The sequence below is a fragment of the Chryseobacterium vrystaatense genome (genome assembly GCF_000737765.1).
Taxonomy (GTDB): Bacteria; Bacteroidota; Bacteroidia; order Flavobacteriales; family Weeksellaceae; genus Chryseobacterium; species Chryseobacterium vrystaatense.
The window spans coordinates 1141858-1160075 of sequence record NZ_JPRI01000001.1; the positions used below are offsets into that span (position 1 = coordinate 1141858).

Here is an 18218-nt window from a genome sequence, read left to right on the forward strand (position 1 = left end):
GGAGGGGCTGTTAAACCCATCTAAATATTAAATTAAACTGTTTTAACAAAAAGTATATAATAAAAAAGCTTTACTTTTGCAAAAAATTTTTTTAGAATGTCGAAAAATTTAGTAATCGTAGAGTCCCCGGCAAAAGCAAAAACTATTCAGAAATATTTAGGGAAGGATTTCGAAGTGAAATCAAGTTTCGGACACATCCGTGATCTTCCAAAAAAAGGAATGGGAATAGACCTTGCCACATTCAGTCCTGATTACGAAGTTTCGGCTGATAAAAAGAAATTGGTAACAGAATTAAAGGCTGCGGTAAAGAAAGCTGAGATGGTATGGCTTGCTTCCGATGAGGACCGCGAAGGGGAAGCTATTGCATGGCACCTGGCGGACGAATTGAAATTAAAGCCTGAAAACAGAAAAAGAATTGTTTTTCACGAGATTACTAAAAATGCCATTCTAAAAGCGATCGAAAACCCCAGAGATATCGACCAGAATCTTGTCAATGCACAGCAGGCAAGAAGAGTTCTGGACAGGATTGTAGGTTTTGAAATGTCTCCGGTTCTTTGGAAAAAAGTAAAACCAGGTCTTTCTGCAGGAAGAGTACAGTCCGTAGCAGTAAGATTAATTGTAGAACGAGAAAAAGAAATCCGTGAATTTGTTCCGAAAGCAAGCTTTAAACTGGATGGAATCTTCTTAAATAAAACCGAGCAGGAAATTTCTGCCAAACTGAAAAAAGACTTTGAAAAAGAAGAGGACGCAGAACAATTCCTTGAAAAAGCAAAAACAACAGAATTTAAAGTTCTGAATGTTGAGACAAGACCGGGAACCCGTACAGCATCTGCTCCATTTACCACTTCCACATTACAGCAGGAAGCATCATCAAGATTAGGATATAACGTAACCAATACCATGCGTCTTGCACAGAGACTCTATGAAGAAGGATACATTACCTATATGAGAACAGACTCGGTGAACCTATCTCAGGAAGCTATCGAAGGTGCTAAAAAACAGATTACTTCAGAATATGGAGCTGACTATTCTTCACCAAGAAATTATACGACCAAATCAGCATCTGCACAGGAGGCTCACGAAGCCATCCGACCAACTGATTTTGCAGTGAAGAGTATCGGAGATGCTCAGTTAAACAGATTATACCAGCTGATATATAAAAGAACACTGGCTTCGCAGATGGCTAATGCCAAAATTGAGAAGACTGTTATTGAAATAGGAAATGCTTCACTGCCCCAGCATTTTGAGGCACAGGGTGAAGTGATTATTTTTGATGGTTTCTTAAAAGCTTATGGTATCGTAAAGGCAGAAGACGATGATGAGGAAAACAACGAAAAATTACTGCCTAAAGTAAGTGTAGGTGAAATTTTAAGCTATAAAAAAATTACAGCTTCAGAAAAATTTACAAGACCTAGTGCAAGATATACGGAAGCAGGACTCGTGAAAAAACTGGAAGAATTAGGAATTGGACGTCCATCTACGTATGCGCCTACGATTCAGACCATCCAGAACAGAGAGTATGTCGACAAAAGAGAGATCGATCCTCACACCCGTGAAGTGGTCAAAATGTCTCTGATAAAAGATAAAATCAAAAAAGAAGTCCTTGAAGAAAAATTCGGGGGCGATAAAAATAAATTTATCCCTACAGATATCGGTGAAGTTGTTAATGATTTCCTGACAGATAATTTCAAAGAAATTCTGGATTACGGATTTACGGCAAGAGTAGAAGAAAGTTTTGACGAAATTGCCAATGGAGATCAGAAGTGGAAAGAAATGATGACCAATTTCTACTCCAAATTCCATCCGAGAATTGAAGATGTAGAAGAAAATGCCGACAGAGCAAATGGAGACAGACTTTTAGGGGTAGATCCTAAAACCGGAAAAAATGTTCATGCAAGAATCGGAAGATTTGGAGCGATGATCCAGATTGGTGAAACAGAAGACGAAGAGAAACCTATTTTTGCCTCATTAATGACCGGACAGAATATTGCAACCATCTCTTTAGCCGAAGCACTGGAACTTTTCAAACTTCCGTTTGAGCTTAACGAATTTGAAGGACAGGGCGTTTCTGTAGGAGTAGGAAGATTCGGACCTTATGTAAAGTGGGGCGAAACATTTATCAGCATTCCGAAAGGAGAAGATCCCCTTTCTGTGAGTCAGGCGCGTGCAGAAGAAATCATCAATGGAAAGAAAAAAGCTGACGCACCAATCGCTACTTATAAAGGAGATCCGGTAACCAAAGGAACCGGGAGATTCGGACCTTTCATTAAATACAAAGACCTGTTTATTAATGTTCCGAAAAAATATAATTTCGAGAACCTTTCACAAAGTGATATCAACGAACTGATTGATGCTAAACTGGAAAAAGAAGCTAACCGATACATTCAACAATGGGAGAAAGAAAAAATCTCTATCGAAAATGGAAGATGGGGCCCTTTTGTGAAATTTGGAAAAGCCATGTTCAAGATCCCGAAGAAAAAAGACGATACCAAGTATGAAGCTGAAGAGCTGAAGGACGTGTCTCTGGATGAGGTGAAAAAATGGATTACGGATCAGGATAAAAACGCTTTTGCAGAGAAAAAGAAGCCGGCCGCCAAAAAACCTGCAGCTAAGAAAACAACTGCTGTTAAAAAACCGGCAGCAAAAAAGAAGTAATGTTACAATAAGAATACAAAGCCGTTAACAATAAGTGTTGACGGCTTTTTTTATCAACAAAATATGCCGCAGCTATGAACTTGCTGTGGTTTTTTTGTATGTTTGTTTGGTAAAGCAATTAATAAACTAACATATTCCCAAGTTTTCAAATTAAAAATATGGATTTTGAAGATTTTATCATTTCACCAAGAAATTTCAAAACAGAAAGCTGGCAGATCGGCAGCAGGATTACGAAAGATATAAAAGAAGACAGTATTGTTCTTCTGTTTGTTTCGGATTACAGAGGGGCAGGAGGCGATGCTGAAGTGCAGGATTTTACCTCGATCAGGAAAGAATTTTATAAACTCTCAAAGCTGGACTTTGAAATTCCGATCGTAGATCTTGGAGATCTGGTTTCCGGGAAGTCTGTTCAGGATTCTCATTATATTCTACAGGAAGTTTTGTCAGCATGCCATTACAAAAGAGCGCTACCGGTGATTATCGGTGGATCCAACGACTTTGCCTTTTCTATGTTTTCAACACTCAATTTTCACAAACAAAACATCAATTATACCCAAATCAGTAATATTATTTCCCTGCAGCAGGGGGAGCATATCAATGAGTATACATTTCTGGGAAAGATATTAGGTTCTAAAAATTTCTCCATCAAAAACTATCATCATTTAGGTTATCAAAAGCATTTGAATGAAACAGATTCTGTAAGGTTGATCAAAGAAGTTGAATTTGATATCATACGTCTTGCAGAAATGATGAATTCCACAGAAAAAACAGAGCCTTTCTTCAGGAAAGCAGATTTGGTAACGTTAAACTGTGATGCCATTGAAAGCTTCAGCGAACCATTTTCTATGAATCCACAGGTCAATGGATTGAACAGAAGAGAAATCTGTGCGTACATGAAAGAGATTGGATTAAGCGAAAATTTAAAATCTGTAGGAATTTTCAATTATAATATTTATTCAGAAAACCAGTTGAATCACCAGTTGCTGGCACAAATGATATGGTATCTGATTGAAGGAATCAATATACAGAGATCACATCCGAAAGAAAGGCATTATGAACTGTTCTATGTTTTAATTGACGAAGACCAGTACGCTTTTAAACGGGATACCTTCAGTAATCTATGGTATTTCGGAGATGATGAAAATACAGAAAACTGTATTCCCTGTTCAAGGAAAGATTTTGAAGAAGCAAAAAGAGGAGTGCTTAATCCCAGGCTCACCTTTTAAGTAAACACACGATGAAAAAAAAGATAGTATTAGGTATTGTTCTGCTGACTGGAGTGTTGTGCTTCTTTTATTTTTGGAATAAATACGCCTATGCTGGTGAAGAACCTTATTTTCCTTCCGGCACAAAGCCCGAAAAAGGCTTACAGATTGGTATTATTGGTGATAGCTGGGTCGTAAGGCAGAACCTGGATTCCCTTGTAGAAAGAAAGCTTTTGGATAAGGGGATTCGCGCGACCATCTATTCGTCCGGAAATCCAGGTGCTAAAACGAAAAAGATCTATGAGAACCTTTTTAAAGACGAAGGCGAAGAATTTTCTTCGAAAAAAGTAATTGATAAAAAACCAGATTACTGTATTGTAATAGCCGGAGTCAATGATGCAGCGATGCATTTGGGACCGGAGTTTTATACCCGTCATATGATAATGATTATTAAAACATTGATGCATTACCATATCAAACCAATTGTTGTTTCTTTACCCGAATTTGGAGTTAAAGAGGATTTTGAAAACAAAAATATGATAAGCAGACTCAGTAACAGAGGTGCTGAGCTCCTCCTGAATGGTGGAGCTGAATTTAAAATACAAGATTATAGAAATCTTTTGCTGGAAAATTTGAAACATAATGGGTTAGACAAAAAAGTTGTGGTTTTAAACTTTGACGAGGTAACCCATGATTATGACAAAGACCGTAACTTGTTTGGAGATCCGCTGCATTTGAATAAAGAGGGTTATCAGAAGTTCAGTGAGTTTTTAGCAAATGGGATTGTTAATTTAGCAGATAAAGAATGATCGTATCAATTATAGTTCCTGTTTATAATGTAGAAAATTATTTGGCGAAATGCCTGGATTCTCTGGTGGGTCAAAGTCTTCAGGATATTGAAATTCTAGTGATTAATGATGGCAGTAGTGACCGTTCCGGTCTTGTCATTGAAGAATATGTGCAAAAATTCCCCAATATAATAAAAGCTTTTACCAAAGAGAACGGAGGTTTGAGCGATGCCAGAAATTTTGGTTTGGATAAGGCTGCGGGTGAGTATATAGGTTTCGTAGACAGCGATGACTATGTCACGGAGAAGATGTTTGAAGAAATGGTCCAGTTGGCAAAAAAGCATGAAGCTGAAATAGTCATTTGCAATATCCAGAAAGTAGATCAGGATGGAAAGGTTACCCAAAAGCTGACCCAGATTCCCCATATGTCCGAAAAAATTGTATTGGAAGAGAATTTTTCAGTTTTTTCAGATATCAGTTATTTTGCCTGTAACAAACTGTTTAAAAAAGAACTCTTTGATCATAAGAGATTTAAAAAGGGAGTTCACTTTGAAGATATTCAGCTGATACCACAGCTGCTTTTGGAGTGCAAAATTTTGGCTCAGACACAGGATTTTCATTATCAGTATCTTGAACGTTCCGATTCTATTACAAAAACACATACCGAAAAAGGTCTTGATATCCTGAATGCGGTAAAGGATGTGGAGTATGTGTTTGATAAATCGGATTATTCTCATAAAAGAAAAGAACTGAAGAGTTTTCAGATTTTTGAAGGGGTATACTCTTTTCTGGCGTATCTGGCTTTTGTGAAAAATGAAAATACTTTTAGTAAAATGGCAGAAGAACTGGCGGTTTTCAGAGAAGAAAGGAAAATTAAAATTCGAGATATATTAAGCTATAGTCGTTTTGGTAAGAATTATCTTTTATCTTTGCCGTTGAAAAAAAAGATTTTTTATCTGTTGTTTTTTGCCGGACAAAAAAAGCTGATAAGAAAAATGTTATAACACAAATGATAAGCATAATTATTTCGATAATCACTAAAACTGTGACACATAGTCTCTTATGAGGCTATGTCGTGAGTTTTATCAGAAGGCGAAATGATGTGCTTGATAAAAAAAGAATGAAAAATTTTGAATTGTTCTTAAGCGAATCGGGAATTTCTATTTTTTACGTAAAAATAGGGTTAGGCTTTCTGTTTGCTTTTTTAATTACCTTTTTTTCTATCCCCACTATCATAAAAATATCCAGAAGAAAGAATCTTATGGATGAACCTGGAATTAGGAGTTCACATCTCCGGAAAATTCCTAATCTTGGGGGTATTGCTATCTTTTATTCCATTGGGATCTCTGCGTCTATTTTTGCGTATGAGCTTTTTGATCTCTACAAATTTTTATTTGCCTCATTAATTATTCTTCTTTACATAGGAGTGATGGACGACATCGTTGTGATGAGAGCGTATAAGAAACTCGTGGCTCAGATCGTTGTATCTTCCCTTGTGGTGATAGGATCGGACATTAGAATCCGAAGTTTATTCGGGGTTTGTGGGATCTATGAGCTTGGCTATACCGTAAGTGTGATATTCAGTGTCATTACTTTTATTGTTCTTATTAATGCATTCAACCTTATTGATGGAATAGACGGTCTGGCTGGAGGATACTCTGTAATTTGCAGTGGTTTGTTCGGAATAAGTTACTATAGACTGGGAGAATATAATTATCCCCTTGTTGTTTTATCCGTTATTATTATAGGGACAGTGCTTGCTTTTCTCTATTATAATTTATCGAATTACAGAACCAATAAAATATTTATGGGAGACACAGGATCTATGCTTCTGGGCTTTCTCCTGGCATTTACATCGATCTGCTTTATTGATATTTTTATAGATAAGGAACTTCCAAATGTTCCGAGATATCATCTCCAGTCGGCACCTGTAATTGCTGTAGCCATTCTGATTCTGCCAATCGTAGACACCTTAAATGTAATCGTTGTGAGACTGTGCAATAAAAAATCTCCTTTTGACGCAGATAAAAACCATATTCATCACAAACTTTTAAAACTGGATCTTACACACAGACGTTCCACATTCTATATTATTGTGTATTATCTTATGATCGTTACTGTAGCTTATTATTTACGGCATATCAATATAAATATGTTGCTATTGATAATCATTTTATTAGGTTTTTTTGGCGCATATCTCCCAGATTTGATTTATCGTTTACGAAATAATAAGAAAATAACAATTTAATTTTTACTTTTGCAAAACATTCAAACATGATGAAGAACTTAAAGTATTTATTTTTACTATTACCCTTTTTTATTACATCCTGCATTACCAAGAAAGATGTAAGGTATATGCAACCCAGCGAAAGCCTTGTAATTAACGAAGAAGGACTTATTCCATACAACATCCCTACGTATAGAATTACCAAAAACGACATTCTTAATCTCAATATTGTAACCACTCCTAAGGGAGATGCAGCTCAATTCTATTCATCTTTGAATTCTTCCGGAGGTGTAGGAGGATCAGGGAACAGTGCATTGGCCGGAGGAAGAGGTGGAGGTGGAAATAGCGGATCTGCTAACGGAGGAAATATTAATTTTTATTTTAACGGACTTAAGGTAGATTCCAAAGGTGATATTAATGTATTCGGAATAGGATTTGTTAAAGCAGAAGGAAAAACAGTGGAGGACCTTACCCGGGAACTTCAGGAAAAAGTAGATGAAAATTTTCAGGAAGGAAAAGCTGAAGTAAGACTGAACACAGATGGAATCACCTATTATATTCTTGGAGACGTAGAAACAACAGGTCTTTCAGGTGAAAAAGTTGTCCATAAAAATACACTGACTATTACCGAAGCAATTGCTATTAATGGTGGTTTAAACAGAACAATTGACCGTAAAAATATTGTTATTCACAGAAAACTGCCGGAAGGTATCAAAGTAGCTAAAATAGATCTTACCAGAGAAGATATTATGAATTCACCTTACTACTACGTGCAAAACGGTGATGAAATCTATCTGAATACCAGAGGGAAAAGCCTTAATGGATTTGGAAAAGATCCTATACAGACTTTAACAACCGGGGTATCGGTGATTACTACAGCACTATCAATTTACCTGCTTCTTAAAAACCTTTAACCATGATTCCAGAAAAAGACACCAAAGTAGGGACAAACGAGCCCCAGAAGGACAAGTATGGATCGTTTGCATTATTTGATATTGAGCACTTCATGCGAAGAATACTCAAAAACTGGTACTGGTTTGTATTGATGCTGTTTATCGGCTACATGATTTCATGGATATATAGTAAATACTACGCGCAAAATATTTATTCTTCAAATCTTTCCTTAAGTATATCCAACAATACTTCAAGTTACTTTACACCTAACCAGTCTATCAACTTTATCTGGGGGCAGAGTGGAAATCAGGATGGAGTTTATCTTAAAAAAATGCTTTTATCGAGATCTCACAATGAATTTTTGGTAAAGGGATTGGATCTTTTCGTTAATTACTCTACAAAGGGAGTCATTAAATCAACGTACATCGACAGAACTGATTCACCAATTTTTCTTCAGGTAGATAAAAAACATCTTCAGCAGATTAATTATCCTATTACCCTTATTCCCAAAGGCAGAGACTCATATGAAGTAGTTCTTCCGGAAGAAGGACAGTCTACGAATTTATACAGCTACGAATCGGAAGGTTTTCATTCAATCAATGGATACAACAGACCTGCGAATAAGGTCATAAAGATCAATGAATGGTATAATTCTCCGAATCTTAGATTCAGACTTCTTAGGAATATGGTAACACCTAAGATACAGGTTGATAACATTATTGTAACTCTTAATTCTGTAAATCAAAGTGTTAATGAGATTGTTTCAACAATCGGAGTAGAATTTGACAAGGAGATCGGTACGATCATGATCATCAGCAAGAAAGGATTTAATCTGAACAGTACTGTAAATTTCCTGAATAAATCAGTAGCTGAACTGCAAAAGAAGAGGCTTGCCGATAAAAATATAGTTAATAAGAATACAGATTTTTATCTACAGAATAACGTAGATAACATCAGAAAAAAATTAGATTCCAGTGCTGCAGTTCTGAACTACTTAAAAACATCAGAAAAGCTTTATAATATTAAAGACAGAGATGAAAAGTCTTTGGATAAAATCAAAGATCTGGAAGCTAAAAAAGCGGATATTGTAAGTAAATTAAGCTCACTTAACAATATTAAAGCAACCCTTCAGGCTCAGGACTTCGAGAAAATGATCAGCACCAATGCTGCCGGTTTTGAAGACGGTTTCTTCTCTGCTTCTGTCACAGAACTTAAGGCACTGTATACAAAGAAAAGAGAAATGGCCTCTATTTATAAGCCAAATTCGGAACCAATCAAAGAAATAAACAGGCTCATTGACGAAGCAAGAAGCGGTTCAAACGGTACATTGAGAAATTATTATACAAAATATTATGATGAGATCAATAAAATTGACCGCGAAGTTACAGAAGCCAATACCGAACTGAATTTATATCCTGAAAAAGAAAGGAAATATCTGGATGCAGAAAGAGGGTATAACATGATCGAGGCTACCTACAACAGCCTTTTGTCCAGACAGAATGAAGCGCAGATGAAAGTGGCAACCAATCAGTCTGATATTACAGTCATTGACCCTGCCAAAAACCTGGGACAAGGTGCAATAGGTCCAAATATAAAAGCAATAAAGCTGATTATTATGTTGGGGTTATTGCTGTTGCCATTGATATTTATCCTGATCGGAGAGGTTCTTGACAATAAGATCCGAAATATTAAAGAATTGTTGAGTGCAACGAAGATTCCACTTCTTGGGGTGATCGGAAACAACAGTAACGACAATATGCTTACCGTTTTGGAACAGCCTAAATCATCAGTGTCAGAAGCATTCAGAGGAATAAGAGCCAGCATGAGGTTTTTGATGGAAAACAATGAAGAAAACGGAAAAGGAAAAACAATTCTTATTACCTCTTCCATTGGAGGGGAAGGTAAAACCTATGTTTCTATCAATTTAGCTTCGGTAATAGGATTAAGTGATAAAAAGACGATTCTTTTGGGAATGGACCTTAGAAAACCAAAAATCTTCGGAGACTTTAAGATTGATAATAAATATGGTATCTCAAACTATCTTACAGGAGAGGTGGAAATAGAGCAGATCATTAATAAAACCAAGATTCCAAATCTTGATGTTGCTACTTCCGGACCAATTCCTCCAAACCCTTCGGAACTCTTAATGAGCGAAAGAAACATCAGATTTATAGAAGAGCTCAAGGAAAAATATGATTTCATCATTATTGATTCTCCGCCGGTAGGTCTGGTAGCTGACTCTTATGAGCTCATGAAATATTCTGATGCCAATATTTATGTTGTCCGTCATGAATATACCGAAAAGTATATGCTGAAGATGATCACCGAAAAGTATCATACCGGAGAAATTAATCATTTAGGACTTATATATAATGATTACAATACGAAGCAGGGATATGGTTACGGATATGGCTACGGTTATGGGTATGGGTATTTTGATGAAGATAAAAATTACAAAGAACCTTTATTGATAAAAATACGAAATAAGGTACAGGCAATATTTAATAAAAAATAGCGTTTTAAACCCTCAGCGAATGGGGGTTTTTTTATACTTTCAGTATTTGGAATCTAAGGAAAAAAGAATATTTTTGGCACTTTGCCGTTTACTTTATAACAAATTATGTTTTTTTGTTTATTTTTAACTATACATTAAGAATATCATTAATATAAAAAAGTTTTATATTTGCAAAAATTAAATTTTAAAATAACCATAAATCCATATTCTTTTATGAATAAAAAATTATTGTTTAGCTTTCTTGCCTTCCTTGGAATGGTAAGTCTTAAGGCACAAAGAAACGAATTGGGAGTTCGTCTAGGGATGAGTAACCTAGTAGGGGACGTAGGGAATACCAATTACATTTTACAAAAGCCGTTGGATTTAGACAGGATGTCAGAATGGGGATTCCCATTTTATGGAGGTTTATTATATAGATTTAATTTTAATCCGCACCAAACCGTTAGATTGGACCTTGGATACAACCAGATTCAGTTTAGCGATAAAGCTGCAAAAGAAGAATATAGAGTGAATAGAAACTCATACGGAAAAAACAACGTATATGAGGCCAGCTTAATGTTCGAATACAATTTTTTCCCTGTTAATAATGAGCAGGTAAGTATGGTAAGCCCGTACATTTTTGGAGGTATTGGTGCTTTAATGTTTGATGCCCCAAAAGCAGATCTTGTTAATGATTTTAGAAGAGATGCAGATGGAGTGGCACAGGCTCCCCTCAATGAACTGGATTTTAAAAGTACTCCAGTATATACATTAGGAAAAAAAGTAACAATGCATATTCCTTTTGGAGTTGGTTTAAAATATAAATTCAACCATAATTGGGGTATATTTGCAGAAGCTACATTTAGATATACAATGACTGACCAGCTTGACCATAGTAGACTTATGTCTAAAGATGTAACATCAAGCTTTAATGCAGATATTTTAGATCCTACTACAGGAGGATCACTGCTGCAGTCAGGAAACTATTATGCTGTCTCTAAAGAAAGAGAGCAAGAACTTATTAACAAAAGAAATATAGGGGATGATCGGTCTAAGGACTGGATGAATACTTTTAGTTTAGGACTTACCTATTCATTCGGAAGACCTCCATGCTATTGTGATTAATTAATATGTCGTTGATTAAAGATAAAATAAATTCTGAGAATTTACCGAAACACGTCGCTATCATTATGGATGGCAATGGAAGATGGGCAAAAACTCGTGGTGAAGAAAGAACTTTCGGCCACAAGAATGCCATTAATGCAGTGAGAAATGCCATTAATGCCTGTAATGAAATTGATATACCTTATTTAACTCTGTATACATTTTCTTCTGAAAACTGGAGTCGTCCGGCAGATGAAGTAAGTACATTGATGAATCTGCTTGTAGAGACCTTATTACTGGAAGCTGAAGAAATCTTTAGCAAAGGCCTCAGAATGCATGTTATAGGAAATCTCGAAAAGCTACCTCTCCTGGTGAGAGAACAGCTTGAACGCGTGGTAGAGCTTACAAAAGAAAACACAAAAGGAAACTTAGTGCTGGCAATAAGCTACGGTTCACAGAACGAAATATTGGATGCCGTAAAAAACATCAGTTCTGAAGTGAAAGAAGGAAAGGTTGACATTGAGGATATCAATGAAGAATTATTCGAAAGTTACCTTTATACAAAAGACTTTCCACCTGTAGACCTACTGATTAGAACCAGTGGTGAAACAAGAATAAGCAATTTCCTTCTTTGGCAGATTGCTTATGCGGAACTACAGTTTTTAAATGTCCTATGGCCAGATTTTACAAAAGATATCTTCTTCCAGTGTATTGTTGATTATCAAAACAAAGAAAGAAGATACGGATTAACTGGCGATCAGATAAAAGCCCAATAAATTTAAAGAAAAGAAAGACTCGATAAAATGAAGTTTAGACTATTACCCATCATAATGTTTGCTGCTTCTGCGCATTTTTATGGACAAGTAACTCCTCAGGACAGCACTAAAGTAACTAATGCTGTACACGCAGAAAATGAAACAGGAACTTACACTCTTAAAGACATTGTTGTAGATGGGGTAAAAAAATACACGCCGGCTCAGATCTTGCGATTTACGGGCCTTACAAAAGGCGAAGTTGTAGATATTCCAGGACAAAAAATCAGCAACGCTGTTAAAAAGCTTTGGGATACCCAGTCTTTTTCAGAAGTTGAAGTATATGTTCAGAGTATTGAAGGCCAAACCATCATTTTAAGATTCTACCTCGAAGACCTTAAAGAACTTGGCGAAGTAAAATTCGCAGGTAAAGGAATTGGTAAATCTAAAAACGAAAAACTAATAAAGGACAATAATCTAAAGCCAGGAACAAAGATTACTCAAAACCTGATCTCCAGTCTTAAGACAAAAGTTCCGAAGGATTACGTGAAAAAAGGGTTTGCTGATGCCAAAATTACCATTCAGGATAAAGTCAATGCGAATGATCCTTCTATGGTAGACTGGACCATCAATATAGATAAAGGCAAGAGAATAAAAATTGACCATATCGAATTTGAAGGGAACGAAAGCGTTACCGATGCAAAACTTAGAAAGAAAGCTTTCAAAGAAACCAAACAGAGAAGATTTGGTATCGGAGGAATTCTGAAATCGTCTAAATTTATCGAAGAAAAGTATCAGGAAGACAAGCAGAGCCTTGTTAGCTATTACAACTCTTTGGGATATAGAGATGCTTCTATTGTTTCAGATTCCGTTTGGAGAAATAAAAGAAATAACTATGAGATCAATGTAAAACTTAAAGAAGGTAAAAAGTATTATATCGGAGATGTTACATTCACCGGGAATACTGTTTACTCTACAGAATATTTACAGAGATTACTTGGATATAAAAAAGGAGATATCTACGATGCCGTAGGTTTCAATAAAAAAGTAGGAGAAGACGGAGGTAAAGAAGATGATTCAGATATTAAATCTGTATACATGAATAACGGATACCTTTTCTCAAACGTGACACCAGTAGAAAAATCTGTGTCTGGAGATGCCGTAAACCTTGAGATCAGAATTAATGAAGGAGAACAGGCAACCTGGAATAAAGTTACCTGGCAGGGAAATACAACAACGCATGACCATGTTGTTCTTAGAGCTTTAAGAACAAAACCAGGTGAGCTTTTCAAAAAAACAGAAATTAAGAGAACTTACTTTGATCTGGCAGGAATGTCTTTCTTTGATCCACAGCAGGTAGGTCAGGATATTCAGCCTAATCAGCAGGATAATACGGTAGATATCAATTGGAAATTGGTTGAAAAGGGATCTTCACAGGTTCAGTTACAGGCTGGTTACGGAGGTAATAGCTTTATCGGAACTTTAGGACTTACTTTTAACAACTTCTCCCTGAGAAACTTCCTTAAATTTAAAGACTTTAAACCAGTACCTCAGGGAGATGGACAAACTCTATCTATCCAGGCACAGGCAGGTCAGTATTTCCAAAACTATGGAATCTCATTTACTGAGCCATGGTTGTTCGGAACAAAGCCTACAGCTCTTTCTGTAAGTTTGAACACCTCCAGAGTAAAATACAAAGACAGTTTTGGAAATGATCAGAAGCTTAATATCTTCTCCGCGTCAGTAGGTCTTAATAGATACCTGAACTGGCCGGATGATTATTTCGCATTATATACAGGACTGCAGTTCCAGAAATATACCTTCAATAACTATCCTTTCCAGTTTGGAGATGTTACGGAAATGTACGGTGATGCAAATAACTTAAGTCTTAACTTAGGTTTAAGCAGAAACTCTGCAGGTATTGACCCGATATTCCCAACAACAGGTTCGAATATCGAACTTTCTGCCAAACTTACCGCACCTTATTCATTGTTCAGTAATAAAGATTATTCTACAATGAAGCCGGTAGATAAGTATAAGTGGATGGAATTCTACAAGATCAAATTTAAAGCAGACGTTTATAACGAAGTTGCAGGTAAATTAGTCTTGAGATCTTCTGCTGAAATGGGATTCATGGATGGATATAACAAACAGCTTGGTGCTCCGCCATTCGAAAGATTCTACGTTGGAGGTACAGGTTTGTTTGGTGGTAGATATGACGGTCGTGAATTGATTCCTTTGAGAGGATATGAAAATGCATCGACTTATGGAGGAGAATCAACAGATATTACACCAAAAGGAGGAGGTACAATCTATAACAGATTTACTTTAGAATTAAGATACCCAATCTCAATGAACCAGACCGCTAAGATATACGCACTTACTTTCGCAGAAGGAGGTAACGTATGGAACAGCTGGAGTGGATATAATCCATTCCAACTGAAAAGATCAGTAGGGGTAGGGGTAAGAGTTTATATGGGAGCTTTCGGTTTGATCGGATTTGACTTTGCTTATGGATTCGATACGACGATTTCCGGAGAAAAACAAAATAAAATGATTCCTCACTTCTTAATGAATCAATCATTATAATTCATAGATATGAAAAACTTTAAAATCATTTTCACATTTGTATTGTTTCTTCTTTTCGGGTTTTCAAACGCCCAAAAAGTTGGAGTGGTAGATACAGGCTATATTTTAGATAAGCTGCCTCAATACAAAGAAGCTGAAGCAAGATTAAATTCGCAGATCGATACCTGGCAGTCAGAACTTCAAAATCTTCAGTCAGAGTACGAAAGAAAAAAATCAGCATTTGAAAGTGAAAAAGTTTTGTTGATAGGAGACCAGCTGAAGCTTAGAGAAAAAGAAGTAATGGATCTTGAAAAAAACATTAAAACGACAACAAGCTTACGTTTTGGAGTTAATGGAGAAATTACAAAACTGAGAACAAACCTGGTTGTACCGTTTCAGGATCAGATATGGGGAGCCATCAAAACAATGGCTGAGAAAAATGGATTGGGCACGGTTCTTGATAAAACGGATAATAATGTGCTTTTCCTTCTGCCAAGATATGATTATACAGAAAAAGTATTAACGATCTTATTGAAAGGAACTGATAAAAAAGAAAAAACTAATAGTAAAAGTAAAAAGTAACATAATTAACATAATTAACTTTTGCTTAAATTTACAATCTAAAAACAAATTAAATTATTTATTTTACCAATTATGAAAAAATTAAGTGTATTATTTGCCGCGGTAATAATGGTTGTGTCAGTAGGTATGGCAAAAGCTCAAAAGATCGCTACTGTCGATGTAATGGGGGTTCTTAATGCAATGCCTGAAAAGAAAAAAGCTGATGCTGAAATAAAAACTTTCTTAGATGCAAAACAAGCTGAAATCAAGAAAAAAGCTGATGCAGGACAAGCTAAATTAAAGCAGTACAGCGAAGAAGCTCCAAAGAAAACAGCTGAAGAAAACAAAGCTAGAGAAGCAGAATTACAGAAAATCCAGGAAGAAATCGCTCAAATGCAGGATAAAGCTCAGAAAGATCTTCAGGCTAAACAAGACGTAGCTTTTGGACCTATCGAGAAAAAACTGAATGATGCTATGGAGAAAGTAGCTAAAGCTAGCGGATATGAATTCATCATGGATGCAAACTCTTCTGCCTTTGTATACAAAGGAGGAGCAGATGCTACACCTTCTGTGAAGAAAGAATTAGGGATCAACTAATAAATCAACAAAGTTTTATAAATTAACCGCTTCTTTTAGAGGCGGTTTTTTTATTTTTGCGCTATGGAAAAAGAAGTATCAACCGTCGTAAAAGTAAGGTTCAGCGATTGTGACCCGATAGGACATTTGAATAATGTAAAATATCTGGATTATATGTTTAATGCCAGAGAAGATCATGTAGAAACATTTTATGGATTCACGTATGAAGAATACACAAAAAAAACAGGATGTACCTGGATTGCTATTCAAAACGAAATCGCTTACTTGAAAGAAGTAAGATACAATACGCAGGTTGTTATCAGCAGCAAAACTATCGAAATACTCGATAGGACTGCTAAAGTAGAAATATTAATGAAAAGTCTGGATGAAAAAACAGTTCATGCCGTATTATGGGTTACTGTGATCTATTTCAATATCAAAACAAGAAGATCAGAAGTTCATCCGGAAGATATAAAAGAAACATTCCATAAGTTTTATGTAGATCTTGAGCAAAAAGATTTCCAGCCAAGGGTGAAGTTTTTAAGATCTCAGAATGCAAAAAATTCTTAGTCAGATCATAAAAGATAATTGCTTCTAGTGAGCTAAAGGTTTTTCTTTTAATAGTACATTTGATAAGTAAATAATAAATTACAGATGAAAAAAATAGTCGTATTAGGTAGCAACGGACAGTTAGGTAACTGTATCAGAAAAATTGCACCTGATTTTGAAAATAAATATGAATTCATATTCACGGATTCAAAAACATTGGATATTACAGACGAAGATCAAATCAATAGTTTCTTTTATGATAATAAACCAGATTACTGTATAAATGCTTCTGCGTATACAGCCGTTGATTTGGCCGAAAAAGAAAGTGATAAAGCATTCGCCGTTAATGCTGATGGAGTAGGATATATTGCTCAGGCTTGTGTCGATCATAAAAGTATTTTGATCCACGTTTCCACAGACTATGTATTTGATGGAGATACAAACCTCCCGTATTCAGAAGATGATTTTACAAGTCCGATTGGAGTATATGGAGAATCCAAAATGAAAGGTGAAGAACTTGCCCTTGAAATTAATCCGAAAACTATTATTCTGAGAACTTCATGGCTTTATTCAGAATTTAACAAGAATTTTGTTAAAACAATGTTGAATCTCTTTACTCAAAAAGATGAACTGGGAATCGTATCTGATCAATTCGGACAGCCTACAAATGCTAATGATCTTGCAGAAGCAATTATGGATATTATTGAAACACCCAATAAAATCTTAGGTGTTTTTCATTTTTCTAACTATCCGGAAACAACATGGTTTGAATTCGCAAAAAAAATCGCAGAATTTTCAAACTCTACAGTACAGTTAAACCCGCTTACAACAGAACAGTATCCTACTCCTGCGAAAAGACCGGTAAGAAGTACCATGTCTTTGGACAAGATTGAAGAGATATATAAAATAGAACCTAAGCATTGGGAAAACAGCCTTGAAGAATCTGTCAAAATATTAATACAACAATAATATGATGAAAAATCTGGCAGTTGCCTTTTCCTTATTGTGTATCCATCTTTGTAATGCACAGAATATATACCTTTCTAAGGTTGAAAAAACAAATGACAATACAGATAAATTTCTGTATAAGAAAGCTGAAGCTACAATTGGAGCTGAATATTTAGGTGAAATTGAAGTCCAGGGATTTTCAAACGATGATGCTGCTGTTTTTTCCTTAATATATAAAAAAGCAAAAGAAATAGGAGCAAACACATTTTCATTCAAACCTTTTGAAAATATTGATGGTACTCCCCAATCTCTTAATCCCGCTAACTACAGGATTGCTCTTTATTATACTCCCAAAGAAAAATTGGAAAGACAGAAGAAAGGAATGCTGTATGTTTTTGCTTCGTCAGATAAAGATCAAAAGATTAGTATTAATAAGAAGGATTATATATTGACTCCGAGATCCTATCTGACCTTGGACATCACTCCCGGAGAAGTGTATACTATTTCGACAAAAAAGCTTTTGGGGTCCACTATTAAGGTTCAACCAAAAACTAATGATGAAAACCTGTATTTTCAGGTTTCTTCTCTAAAAGTAAAATCAGATACATCCGGGACAGGTGGTTTAAATCTGAAATCTGGCGATATCATCGGTTTAGAAAAATCCTTCGCAGAGTTTTTGAGCCTTATATATGTACAAAATAAACATTAAGACTATTAAGGCAAAACGTAATACTGAAAAATTAAACAATAGTTTAAAATTTTTCACTCTGCATTCCAGTAGGTTACGGTATAATCTTATAGAATGATTAATTAAAGGTTAAATAAAGTTGTTTTGTGTATTAATAAGTTGTTATCTTTGCCCCACTGAAAAACGAGAGTTACACAGTAGCACAGAAG

The 18218-nt window shown here is 35.6% G+C and carries 15 protein-coding genes; all 15 read left to right on the forward strand.

All coding sequences use genetic code 11. The annotated features are described in order from the left end of the window. The first annotated feature begins 96 nt into the window (after positions 1–96). The 15 genes from topA to IW16_RS05330 all read left to right on the forward strand — a co-directional run bounded on the left by topA (position 97) and on the right by IW16_RS05330 (position 18030). Positions 97–2655 carry a type I DNA topoisomerase gene (topA, locus tag IW16_RS05260; protein ID WP_034740368.1) on the forward strand — a complete coding sequence of 853 codons (2559 nt, stop codon included), beginning with the start codon at positions 97–99 and terminating at the stop codon, positions 2653–2655. 158 nt (positions 2656–2813) lie between these two features. Continuing rightward, positions 2814–3881: a formimidoylglutamase gene (locus tag IW16_RS05265; RefSeq protein WP_051889931.1), complete on the forward strand. Its 1068-nt coding sequence runs from the start codon at positions 2814–2816 to the stop codon at positions 3879–3881. 11 nt (positions 3882–3892) lie between these two features. Further along, complete coding sequence (locus IW16_RS05270; protein ID WP_034740369.1) at positions 3893–4669, forward strand: SGNH/GDSL hydrolase family protein; 777 nt, start codon at positions 3893–3895, stop codon at positions 4667–4669. After that, positions 4666–5652 (forward strand): glycosyltransferase family 2 protein, encoded by a 987-nt coding sequence (locus tag IW16_RS05275; RefSeq protein ID WP_034740371.1) that lies wholly within the window; start codon positions 4666–4668, stop codon positions 5650–5652. Before IW16_RS05270 ends, IW16_RS05275 begins: the two co-directional genes overlap by 4 nt. 116 nt (positions 5653–5768) lie before the next feature. Then, a complete protein-coding gene (locus tag IW16_RS05280; protein ID WP_034740373.1) occupies positions 5769–6896 on the forward strand; it encodes a glycosyltransferase family 4 protein in 1128 nt (375 codons plus the stop codon). A 26-nt stretch (positions 6897–6922) separates the two neighbouring features. Continuing rightward, entirely contained in the window at positions 6923–7789 is an 867-nt protein-coding gene (locus IW16_RS05285; RefSeq protein ID WP_034740375.1) for a polysaccharide biosynthesis/export family protein, read from the forward strand. Positions 7790–7791: 2 nt separating this feature from the next. Next, on the forward strand, positions 7792–10284 hold the full coding sequence (locus IW16_RS05290) for an exopolysaccharide transport family protein (RefSeq protein WP_034740377.1): 2493 nt from the start codon (positions 7792–7794) through the stop codon (positions 10282–10284). 213 nt (positions 10285–10497) lie between these two features. Then, positions 10498–11388: a type IX secretion system protein PorG gene (gene porG / locus IW16_RS05295; protein WP_034740378.1), complete on the forward strand. Its 891-nt coding sequence runs from the start codon at positions 10498–10500 to the stop codon at positions 11386–11388. 5 nt (positions 11389–11393) lie between these two features. Continuing rightward, positions 11394–12143: an isoprenyl transferase gene (locus IW16_RS05300; protein ID WP_034740380.1), complete on the forward strand. Its 750-nt coding sequence runs from the start codon at positions 11394–11396 to the stop codon at positions 12141–12143. Positions 12144–12170: 27 nt separating this feature from the next. Continuing rightward, complete coding sequence (bamA, locus tag IW16_RS05305; RefSeq protein ID WP_034740382.1) at positions 12171–14708, forward strand: outer membrane protein assembly factor BamA; 2538 nt, start codon at positions 12171–12173, stop codon at positions 14706–14708. Positions 14709–14717: 9 nt separating this feature from the next. After that, a complete protein-coding gene (locus IW16_RS05310; RefSeq protein WP_034740384.1) occupies positions 14718–15269 on the forward strand; it encodes an OmpH family outer membrane protein in 552 nt (183 codons plus the stop codon). A gap of 72 nt (positions 15270–15341) precedes the next feature. Beyond that, positions 15342–15845 (forward strand): OmpH family outer membrane protein, encoded by a 504-nt coding sequence (locus tag IW16_RS05315; RefSeq protein ID WP_034740386.1) that lies wholly within the window; start codon positions 15342–15344, stop codon positions 15843–15845. 63 nt (positions 15846–15908) lie between these two features. Next, on the forward strand, positions 15909–16394 hold the full coding sequence (locus IW16_RS05320) for an acyl-CoA thioesterase (RefSeq protein ID WP_034740388.1): 486 nt from the start codon (positions 15909–15911) through the stop codon (positions 16392–16394). Positions 16395–16478: 84 nt separating this feature from the next. After that, positions 16479–17342, forward strand: coding sequence for a dTDP-4-dehydrorhamnose reductase (rfbD, locus tag IW16_RS05325; protein ID WP_034740390.1), 864 nt, complete (start codon positions 16479–16481; stop codon positions 17340–17342). Position 17343: 1 nt separating this feature from the next. Further along, positions 17344–18030, forward strand: coding sequence for a hypothetical protein (locus IW16_RS05330; RefSeq protein WP_228376905.1), 687 nt, complete (start codon positions 17344–17346; stop codon positions 18028–18030). The last annotated feature ends 188 nt before the right edge of the window (positions 18031–18218 follow it).